This is a genomic window from Kitasatospora misakiensis (assembly GCF_042656005.1).
GTDB classification, from domain to species: Bacteria; Actinomycetota; Actinomycetes; order Streptomycetales; family Streptomycetaceae; genus Kitasatospora; species Kitasatospora misakiensis.
Window position 1 is genome coordinate 85,004 of sequence record NZ_JBHSOF010000035.1, and the last position, 9,267, is coordinate 94,270.

Consider the following 9,267-nt stretch of genomic DNA (forward strand, 5'->3'; position numbering starts at 1 on the left):
GCACTGGAAGGACGACGCCATGACGCACGCCCCCATGACTCAGGCCCCCACGACGCACGCCGTCACCGTCAGCGAACTCGTCAAGCGCTACCACCCGCACGCACCGGCGGCCGTGGACGGCCTGAGCTTCACGGTCGAGCGGGGCGAGGTCTTCGGACTGCTCGGCCCGAACGGGGCCGGGAAGTCCACCACCGTCGGCGTGCTGACCACCCGGATCCGGCCGACCTCCGGCCGGTGCCTGGTCTTCGGCACGGACGTGGTGGCCCGGCCGGCCGCGGCGAAGCGGCTGCTCGGCGTCGTGCCGCAGCGGCAGAACCTGGACCGCTCCCTCGACGTGCGGCAGAACCTGCTGTTCCACGCGCGCTACCACGGCGTCGGCCGGGACGAACGGGTCCGCCGCGCCGACGAGTTGCTCGACCTGATGGGGCTCACCGAGCAGGCCGGCCAGCGGGTCGAGCGGCTCTCCGGCGGCCAGGCGCAGCGGGTCGTGATCGCGCGGGCGCTGATGCACGCGCCCGAGGTGCTGTTCCTGGACGAGCCGTCGACCGGCCTGGACCCGCAGTCCCGGCTGTTCCTGCACGAGCGGATCCGCGGACTGCGCGAGCGCGGCGTCACCGTCGTGCTCACCACCCACGACATGGACGAGGCCGAGAGCCTGTCCGACCGCGTCGGCATCGTCGACCACGGCCGGCTCCTCGCGCTGGACACGCCGCGCGCGCTGACCGGGGCGCTCCCGGGCGGCACCACGATCACCGCGCAGGTCCGCGGTGCGCAGCTGCCGAGCGCCGAGATCCTGGCCGCGCTGACGGAGCTGCCCGGAGCCGGCGCGGTCGAGCACGACGCGCCGGGCGGGACCGGGGCCGGCGACAGCCAGTACTTCCGGGTGCGGACCGAGCGGGACCCGTCGGTCCTGCTGCCGGACGTGCTGCGCGCCGTCGTCGACCGGGGGGTCCAGCTGGTCGATCTGTCGATCGCCCGGCCGAGCCTCCAGGACGTGTTCATCAGTCTGACCGGAAGGGAACTGCGGTGACCACTCAGATCGAAGGCGCCGAAACCGCCGCAACCGCTGGAGCCGTTAGAGCCGCTGGAGACGGCGGTGCCTTGGAAGCCGCCGACCTGGCGCGCACCTTCCTGGCGGTGCTCTGGCGCGACCTGTACACCACCACCCGCCGGCCGACCGCGTTCCTCCTCCAGGTGATCGTCCAGCCGCTGCTGCTGTTCTTCGTCTTCGGCAAGGTGCTCGGCGAGGCCGGCTACACCAAGGACGACTTCGGGGTGACCCTGCTGCCCGGCGTGATGGCGCTCAACGCGCTGATCGTCGCCCTGGAGAACACCGCGATGCCGCTGATCATGGACTTCTCGTGGTCCGGCGAGATCGAGGACCGGCTGCTCGCACCGATACCGGGCGAGCTGGTCGCGGTCGCCAAGATGGCCTACGGCACGCTGTGCGGACTCTTCGCCGGGCTGATCATGGCACCGGTCGGCTTCCTCGTGCTGGGCACCACCGGCTGGCCGCTCACCAGCTGGCCGGGCGTGCTGCTGATCCTGGTCCTCGGTGCGGCGACCGGTGCCGCCCTCGGCCTGACCCTGGGCACGGTCGTGTCGCCGGACCGGATCGGCGTCACCTTCGCGATCGTGCTCGCCCCGCTGACGTTCACCGGATCCGTCCAGTACCCGTGGTCGTCCCTCGACCACCTGAGGTGGTTCCAGGTGGTCTCCGCGATCAACCCGCTGACCTACGTCAGCGAGGGCCTGCGAGCCGCGGTGCTGGCCGGCCCCCCGTCCTCGATCCCGCTGTGGACGGACGCGCTGGTGCTGCTGTTCGCGCTGGCGGTCACCGCGGTGATCGGCATCCGGGGATTCATGTCCCGGGCGCTCGGCTGAGCCGGCCCGGCCCGGCCCCGGAAAGCTCAACCACCCATAACCCAGGAGGATGACAGATGAACAGGAACGTCAGGACCGCCGCACCGATGGTCTACGCGGCGCTCGTCGTCGGCGGCTTCATGATCGGCGACTCGGTCGGTGTCGGCGTCTGCGTGGTGGGCGGCATGCTGCTCGGCGCCCTGTACGCGACCACCAACGGCGGCGACCGCGACCGGAACCGCGACGGCGACCGGAACCGCGACCGGTGACGGGCCGGTGACGGGCGCCGTTTCAGAGCCAGCCGCGGGTCCGCGCGATCGTGGCCGCCTCGGTCCGGTTGCGCGCGCCCAGCTTGGCCATGGCACTGGAGAGGTAGTTGCGGACGGTCCCCTCGGCCAGGCAGAGACGCGCCGCGATCGCGGCGTTGCCGGCCCCCTCCGCGACGGCGCGCAGCAGCTCACGTTCCCGCTCCGTCAGCGGATCGGCCGCGTCCCACGCGGCCACCGCCAGTTCCGGCGCGACCACCCGCTCGCCCGCGTGCACCCGGCGCAGGGCCGCCGCCAGCTCACCGATCGGCGCGTCCTTGAGCACGTACCCGGCCACCCCCGCGTCGACCGCGCGCCGCAGGTACCCGCTGCGCGCGAAGGTGGTCACGATCAGCACCCGCGTGGGGTCACCCAGGCGGTTCAGCTCCACGGCCAGGTCGAGACCGGTACGGCCGGGCATCTCGATGTCGGTCACCAGCACGTCAGGACGGTGCTCGCGCACCGCGGCCAGCGCGTCGTCGCCGTCCGTCGCGGTCGCCACCACCGTGATGTCCGCCTGGAGGTCCAGCAGGGACGCGAAGGCGCCGAGCACCATGCCCTGGTCCTCGGCCAGCACCACCCGGATCATCCGGCCACCTCCACGTAGGTCATCCGGCCGTCTCCACCCGGGTCATCCCGCCACCTCCACCGGCACCGTGATGGTCAGCGTCGTCCCGTTCGAGCCGGAGCGCCGCACCGCACCGCCGAGCTTCGCGATCCGCTCCCGGAGCCCGGTCAGCCCGGTGCCCTCCGGAGCGTCGCCGCCGATCCCGTCGTCCGCGATCACCAGGCGCACCCGCTCCCCGTCCGTCTCCAGTCCGATCCGGCAGGTGGCCGCCCGTGCGTGCCGGGCCACGTTCGTCACCGCCTCCCGCAGCGCCAGCCCCAGCTCGTGCTCGGTCGCCGCGACCAGGACCGGCGCGTCGTCGCAGCTGACCCGCAAGGTCACCCCGGTCCCGGCCAGCGTACGCCGCGCCTCCTCCAGCTCCGCGCGGATGCTGGTCCGCCGCCAGCCGGTGACCGTGCTGCGCACCGCGGCCAGCGCCTCCCGCGCGTTGCGCTCGATCTCCTCGGACTCGGCGCGCGCCCGCTCCGGATCGGCGAACACCAGCTCCTTGGTCAGCTGCGCGCGCATCACCACCGCCGTCAGCGAGTGCCCGAGCAGGTCGTGCAGGTCACGCGCGATCCGCTCGCGCTCCGCCAGGGTCGCGAGCAGTTCCACCTGCGAGGTGCGCAGCCGCTGGTTCTCCTCCTCCTGCCGCCGGTCGCGCTGCTTGAGTTCGAGCAGCCCGACCACCCAGACCATGACGAGCGCCGAGGCGAAGCCCAGCAGCCGGTAGGAGAGCGGCACCTGCGACACCAGCGCCGTGACACAGTCCAGCACGGTCAGGCCGGCGAACCACCGCCGGGCGACGTGCCACGGCAGCGCGTTGCCCGCGGCGGCCGCGGCGTAGATGAACAGCACACTCGCGGCGGCGTTGAGCGGCGTGGCCAGCGTGCCGAGCACGGCCATCGGGACCAGCGAGGCCCAGACGCTCCACGCCGATCGCCGCCGCAGCAGGGCCAGCGCGTACAGCAGGACGGTGGCCGCGCACACCACGATCGCCAGCGGCCACTCCCACCAGGCCGGGTCCGGCGAGAAGTACGGCTGGGCCGGCATGAACAGCAGGTAGCCGAGGTAGACCCACTCCCAGGTCCGCAGCCGCTCGGCCACGGACCTGGGGGCGGTGCCGTCGAAGTCGCTCACCTTCACCTCAGATCCGCGCGTGCCGGTAGGACGTCGCCGCCGCGCCGGCCGCCACCGCCGTGGTGACCAGCAGGGCGAGCACATGGATCAGGACGGTGCCGTCGCCGAGCTGGGCGAGCCCGAGCTGGGCCAGGTGGTACGTGGGCAGGAACTCCGCGATCTCCCGCACCACCGGGGGCAGGAACCGGATCGGGATCCACAGCCCGGACACCACCGCCAGCGGGAACAGCACCGCGTTGAGCAGCGCGACCGCCGCCCCCGGGCGGAACCGGAAACCGATCGCCACGCTGAACAGCGTGAACGGGACGCTGCCCGCCAGCAGCACCAGCGCCACCCGCGCCAGCGCCCAGGGCGAGGCGTGGAGCGTGCCGAAGGCCGCTGCCGCCACCCCCATCAGCACCAGCACGCCCACCCCGTAGAGGAGCGCCGCGGTGGCCTTGGCGGCGAGGCTGACCCAGACCGGCACCGCGGACACCCGCTTCATCCGCAGCCAGCCAAGGTCCCGGTCCTGCGCGACCCCGATCCCCGGCTGCACCGAGGCCACCATGATCACGCCGTAGGTGCCGAAGGTGGCCACCATCGCCGTACCCGTCGAGACGCCCTGCGCGGCGCCCTTCCCGTACAGCAGGTTGAACAGCACGAAGAACCCGACCGGCATGAGGACGCCGAAGAACAACGAGGTCGGCTCCCGCACGATCGACCGGAGCTCGTCCCGCAGCTCGACCCGGTAGACCCGTCCCATCGCCGCCCGTCCCATCGCCGCCTGTCCCATCGCCGCCCGTCCCATCGGGGGCCGTCCCATCACCGCGCTCATGCCGCAGCCTTCTCTCCGCCGGTCAGTGCGACCACGGCCTCCGCCAGTCCGACGTCCCGCACCCGCAGCTCCGACAGCCCCGGGTCCCGGTCCAGCAGCACCCGCAGCAGGTCCTCCGGCGAGCGGGTCTGGATCGTCACCAGACTGTCCTCCCCGCTGACCCCGCTGACCCCGAGTACGCCCGGCAGCCGCTCCAGTCCGTCCCGGCCGAGGCCGGTCCTGACGGTCACCGTGCGGTCCGGCAGGCGGGACACGAGCTCCTCCGGCGGCGCGTCCGCCAGGATCCGACCGCGGTCGAGCACCACCACCCGGTCCGCGACCGCGCGCGACTCCTCGATCAGGTGCGTGGTCACCAGCACCGCGGTGCCCCGCGCCCGGCGCCGCGCCAGGATCTGCCAGAAGTCCCGGCGGGCCCGCGTGTCCAGGCCGACCGTCGGTTCGTCCAGCACCAGCAGCGCCGGCTCGGTGACCAGCGCCATCGCCAGCTGCACACGTTGCTTCTGACCGCCGGAGAGCTTCGTCACCCGCCTGCGCGCCAGATCGGTCAGCCCGAGCTCCGCCAGGATCGCAACGGCCGCCACCGCCCGCAGCCCACCACGGACGGCGGCACCGCTCACCAGCTCGCCCACGGTCAGCGTGTTCGGGAACCCCAGGGTCTGCTGCGCCACACCCAGCCGCCGCCGGGTCGCCGCGCGCCGCGGATCACCGCCCAGGATCCGTACCGTCCCCTGCTGCGGCGAGAGCAGTCCGACCGCGAGCGTCACCAGCGTCGACTTCCCGGCCCCGTTGGGCCCGAGCAGCGCCACGCACTCTCCCGGGCCGACCCGCAGGTCCACCCCGTCCAGCGCGACCGTCTCTCCGTACCGGTACCGCAGCCCCTCGGCCGCCAGCACCGCCTGTGTCGTTTCCATGGCCACCAGACTTCCGCCCGACGACCGTGCCCGGCAGTGCCGCCCAGTCACCAGCCCGAGATGACAAAAGTCAACCTCCGCCGACCCGATCATTCCCGGGAGCAGCGATCGGAGATGCTCGCACTATAGCCGCGGCACATGAACCGGCAAGTGGCATGTCGCAACCGTCACCGACATGCGGGGAGCACGCCGGCGCGCCACGATTGAAGTCGATCGAATACGAATGAAGCGACGCTTCCTTCCCGTCCCGTGGCGAAGTGACGACTCACGGTGACTTCCCACCGGGCACGAACCGGCGGACGCCGATCGGACCCATGGCGCCGCGCCGCCCTCCCACACCAAGGGGCTGCCATGGCCATGCTGCTGGTCGTCGGCGAGTACCGGATCATCGGTACCGAGCCGGACGGCGACACCATCCAGTTCATTCCCACCAACCCGCTCGCCTTCGACAAGCTCAAGGACGCCCCGGTCGAAGTCAAGAACGGCGTCGCCAGGGTCAGGCTCGAAGGCATCGACGCCCTGGAGACCCACTACGACCGGACCGGACCGCGGATCCGCCAACCCGCCGAGTTCGGCGACAAGGCCGCGCAGGAGTTACTCACCTTCCTCGGATTCGGCGACGTCCAGCGCATCGGACAGAAGGTGGTCTCCGCCAACCCGCCGCAGACCCCCGGGTGGATCCTCACCCAGGGCGGGGACCCGTTCAAGCGCTGCGTCGCCCTACTGGGCGCCGGCACCCCGCCCGGCGCCGACGGCACCGAACCGCAGGTGGACGTGCCGCTGTTGCGGACCACCGCCAACCACCACCTGCTCAAGACCGGCCTGGTCTACCCCGGCTTCTACAGCAAGCTGCCCCGCGAGCTCCGGAACGAACTCGCCGCCGTCACCCGCCAGGCCCGCGAGGCCGGCCTCGGACTGTGGCCGCTCGACGCCACCACCGCCCCGGCCGGCGCCCTCGTCACCGGTATGGCCTCCCTCACCGAGGTGGTCATCCTCCCGAAGCTGTTCCGCCGGCTGGTCGACCACTTCAACCTGGTCGAGCAGTCCCTGACCTGCTTCCCCGCCTACCTCGCGGGCAAGGAGGACAACGTCGAGGTCCTGTCGACGAAGACCACGCAGCTCACTCTCGCGCCCCTGGTCCAGATCATCAACGGCTCCGCCGTACGGATGACCGCCCAACCCGAGGACACCGTCTACACCGAGAACTGAGCCGTACTCACCGCCCGCACGCGCCAAGGCCTGCGGTACCCGCGAGTGTGCGGGTGCCGCGGGCCTTCGGCGTCCCCTCGTGCGCGGGCCCTGTCGCCACCCCGGGTGTGACTTCTCCCGAGCCGCTTTGTATGCTGCCCTCTACTTCTACAGACGTGTAGAAGTTTGCGGAAGTCCACCCAATCCACAGACCGACATCTTCGGGCGCGCGACGCATCCGGTGAAGGGTACGCACATGACCGGCCACCGCCGGGGCTCGATTCCATCCGGCACACACCAGCGGGCGCAGGCCCGGGGCAGGCCGAGCCGGACGAAGAAGCGCAGGCACTCCAGGGTGCGGATCGTGGCGTGGACCACGGCGGGCGTCCTGGGGTTGACGGCCACCGCCGGCGGCGTCGTCTACTGGCGGCTCAACGGCAACATCACCACCTTCGACGGGGACGCGGTGAGCACCGATCGCCCGGACGCCGCCAGGCCGGACGCCCAGGGCCGCACCCCGGCCAACGTCCTGCTGATCGGCTCCGACTCCCGGGGCGGCGGCAACTCCGACCTGGGAGGCGGCAACGAGGGCGGCGCCCGCTCCGACACGACGATCCTGTTGCACATATACGCGGACCACAAGCACGCGACAGGCATCTCCATCCCGCGCGACTCCCTGGTCGACATCCCGCCGTGCAAGCTGCCGAGCGGGAAGTGGACCAAGCCGCAGAGCAACGTCATGATCAACAGCGCCTTCGCCGTGGGCGACACGGAGGAGGGCAACCCGGCCTGCACGCAGAACGCCGTCGAGAAGTTGACCGGGCTGCGGATCGACCACACGATCGTGGTCAACTTCGCGGGGTTCGCCGAGATGACCGGCGCCATCGGCGGTGTCGACATCTGCATGCCCAAGGACGTCTACGAGGGCGACCTCAACCCCAACCTCGGCCGCAAGGGCAAGTTGCTCTTCCCCAAGGGCCGGCAGAAGGTGTCCGGCCAAGCCGCCCTGGACTACGTCCGCATCCGCCACGGCCTCGGCGACGGCTCCGACATCGGCCGCACCAAGCGCCAGCAGGCGTTCATGTCCGCCCTGATCAAGGAGGTCAAGAGCCGCGGCATGAACCCGACCGCCCTGCTGCCCCTCGCCGACGCCGCCACCAGGTCCCTGACCGTGGACCCCGGCCTCGGCTCGGCCCAGAAACTGCTCTCCTTCGCCCTGTCGCTGAAGGACATCGACCTGCACGACATGAAGTTCCTGACCGTGCCGTGGCGCTACGAGGGGCCGCGCGTCGCCCTGGTGAAGCCGGACGTCGACCAGCTCTGGGCCGCGCTGAAGGCGGACCGGACCATCGACGGCCAGGACGCCGGCGTGAGCACCGCTTCGGCCGCCGCCGAGCCGTCGGCTCCCCCGGCTCCCCCGGCCGAAACCCCGGCCGGCGCCGCCCCGGACGGCACCGGCGTCAAGGTCGGCGTCTACAACGGCACCACCGCCACCGGACTGGCCGCCAAGGCCGCGACCACGCTCAAGGCCGCGAAGTACACCGTCACGACCACAGGCACCGCAGCCGCCCGGGACCGCACCGGCACCCTCGTCCGGTACGGCCCCGGGGAGAAGGCCAAGGCCCAACAGGTGGCCACGCTCTTCCCCGGCGCCACGCTGGAGGCGAGCAGCAGAGCGGGCATCAGCCTCGTCCTCGGCAAGGACTACGCCGCCGTCAACGGCGGATCGGCGGAGACCACCACCCCCGCGTCCCCCGCCACCCCGGCACCGCTGCCGACCAGCGCGACCCAGGACGCCCGCTCCGCCGACGACGACCCGTGCGCCAACCTCTCCTACGGCTGAGCCGCAGTCAGCGTCCGGCACCTTGAGACCGACCAGCGCACAGCTCACGGCACCGACGACACACCGAAGACACCAGGAGAAGCAATGAAGTCGCGCCTGTTCGCGAAGGTCGTACCCGCCCTCGTGGCCGCCGGGCTCCTGCTCGGTGCGCCGACCACCGCCGAGGCCGCCCCCTCGGCCACGGTCACCACCCAGCCCGTACAGACCGCCCAGGGACCGGGCTCCGCCGAAGCCTCCACCGCCCTCCGGTCGACGGCCCCCCGTGCAGCCCACGGCGCCACTCTCGCATCCGGCGACAAGAAGGACGAGAAGAAGAAGGGCGGCTTCTTCAAGAAGCTCGGCATCGCCGTGCTCGTCGTCATCCTCCTGATCGTCCTGTTCGCGATCGGGCTCCTCGTCGCGATCGTGCTCGCGATCCGAGCCATATTCCGCCGCCGCCGGACGGCATGACCAGGCCGCTCAAGCGGGCTCTGTAGGACCCGACGACCTCGCCGCCCCGCCCACCCACCTCCGTCCCGGCCTTTCCGCAGGTCAGCGCACCCGGCCGCGGGCCTTGAGGGGGATGTCGGGGAGGGTGGGGGCGTGGAGGCGGGCGC

The 9,267-nt window shown here is 72.0% G+C and carries 10 protein-coding genes; 6 read left to right on the top strand and 4 right to left on the bottom strand.

All coding sequences use genetic code 11. From position 1 onward, the window contains the following. Positions 1–19 precede the first annotated feature (19 nt). From ACFP3U_RS24360 to ACFP3U_RS24370, 3 genes are all read left to right on the top strand, one after another. Positions 20–1,030, top strand: coding sequence for an ABC transporter ATP-binding protein (locus ACFP3U_RS24360; RefSeq protein WP_380227770.1), 1,011 nt, complete (start codon positions 20–22; stop codon positions 1,028–1,030). Positions 1,031–1,101: 71 nt separating this feature from the next. Further along, positions 1,102–1,884, top strand: coding sequence for an ABC transporter permease (locus ACFP3U_RS24365; protein WP_380227771.1), 783 nt, complete (start codon positions 1,102–1,104; stop codon positions 1,882–1,884). A gap of 56 nt (positions 1,885–1,940) precedes the next feature. Continuing rightward, a complete protein-coding gene (locus ACFP3U_RS24370) occupies positions 1,941–2,132 on the top strand; it encodes a hypothetical protein (protein ID WP_380227772.1) in 192 nt (63 codons plus the stop codon). A 22-nt stretch (positions 2,133–2,154) separates the two neighbouring features. On the opposite strand, the gene ACFP3U_RS24375 is transcribed toward ACFP3U_RS24370, so the two are convergent. The 4 genes from ACFP3U_RS24375 to ACFP3U_RS24390 are packed head-to-tail and all read right to left on the bottom strand — an operon-like array spanning position 2,155 to position 5,640. Then, positions 2,155–2,757 (bottom strand): response regulator transcription factor, encoded by a 603-nt coding sequence (locus ACFP3U_RS24375; protein WP_380227773.1) that lies wholly within the window; start codon positions 2,755–2,757, stop codon positions 2,155–2,157. A gap of 42 nt (positions 2,758–2,799) precedes the next feature. Continuing rightward, a complete protein-coding gene (locus tag ACFP3U_RS24380) occupies positions 2,800–3,915 on the bottom strand; it encodes a sensor histidine kinase (RefSeq protein WP_380227774.1) in 1,116 nt (371 codons plus the stop codon). A gap of 7 nt (positions 3,916–3,922) precedes the next feature. Beyond that, complete coding sequence (locus ACFP3U_RS24385; RefSeq protein ID WP_380227775.1) at positions 3,923–4,729, bottom strand: ABC transporter permease; 807 nt, start codon at positions 4,727–4,729, stop codon at positions 3,923–3,925. Continuing rightward, on the bottom strand, positions 4,726–5,640 hold the full coding sequence (locus ACFP3U_RS24390; protein ID WP_380227776.1) for an ABC transporter ATP-binding protein: 915 nt from the start codon (positions 5,638–5,640) through the stop codon (positions 4,726–4,728). The genes ACFP3U_RS24385 and ACFP3U_RS24390 overlap by 4 nt, the downstream gene beginning before the upstream one ends. Before the next feature lie 351 nt (positions 5,641–5,991). On the opposite strand from ACFP3U_RS24390, the gene ACFP3U_RS24395 reads away from it, so the two are divergent. From ACFP3U_RS24395 to ACFP3U_RS24405, 3 genes are all read left to right on the top strand, one after another. Continuing rightward, positions 5,992–6,849 carry a thermonuclease family protein gene (locus tag ACFP3U_RS24395; protein WP_380227777.1) on the top strand — a complete coding sequence of 286 codons (858 nt, stop codon included), beginning with the start codon at positions 5,992–5,994 and terminating at the stop codon, positions 6,847–6,849. Between the two features lie 235 nt (positions 6,850–7,084). After that, a complete protein-coding gene (locus ACFP3U_RS24400; RefSeq protein ID WP_380227778.1) occupies positions 7,085–8,671 on the top strand; it encodes an LCP family protein in 1,587 nt (528 codons plus the stop codon). A gap of 84 nt (positions 8,672–8,755) precedes the next feature. Beyond that, positions 8,756–9,121, top strand: coding sequence for a hypothetical protein (locus ACFP3U_RS24405; RefSeq protein WP_380227779.1), 366 nt, complete (start codon positions 8,756–8,758; stop codon positions 9,119–9,121). Positions 9,122–9,267 lie beyond the last annotated feature (146 nt).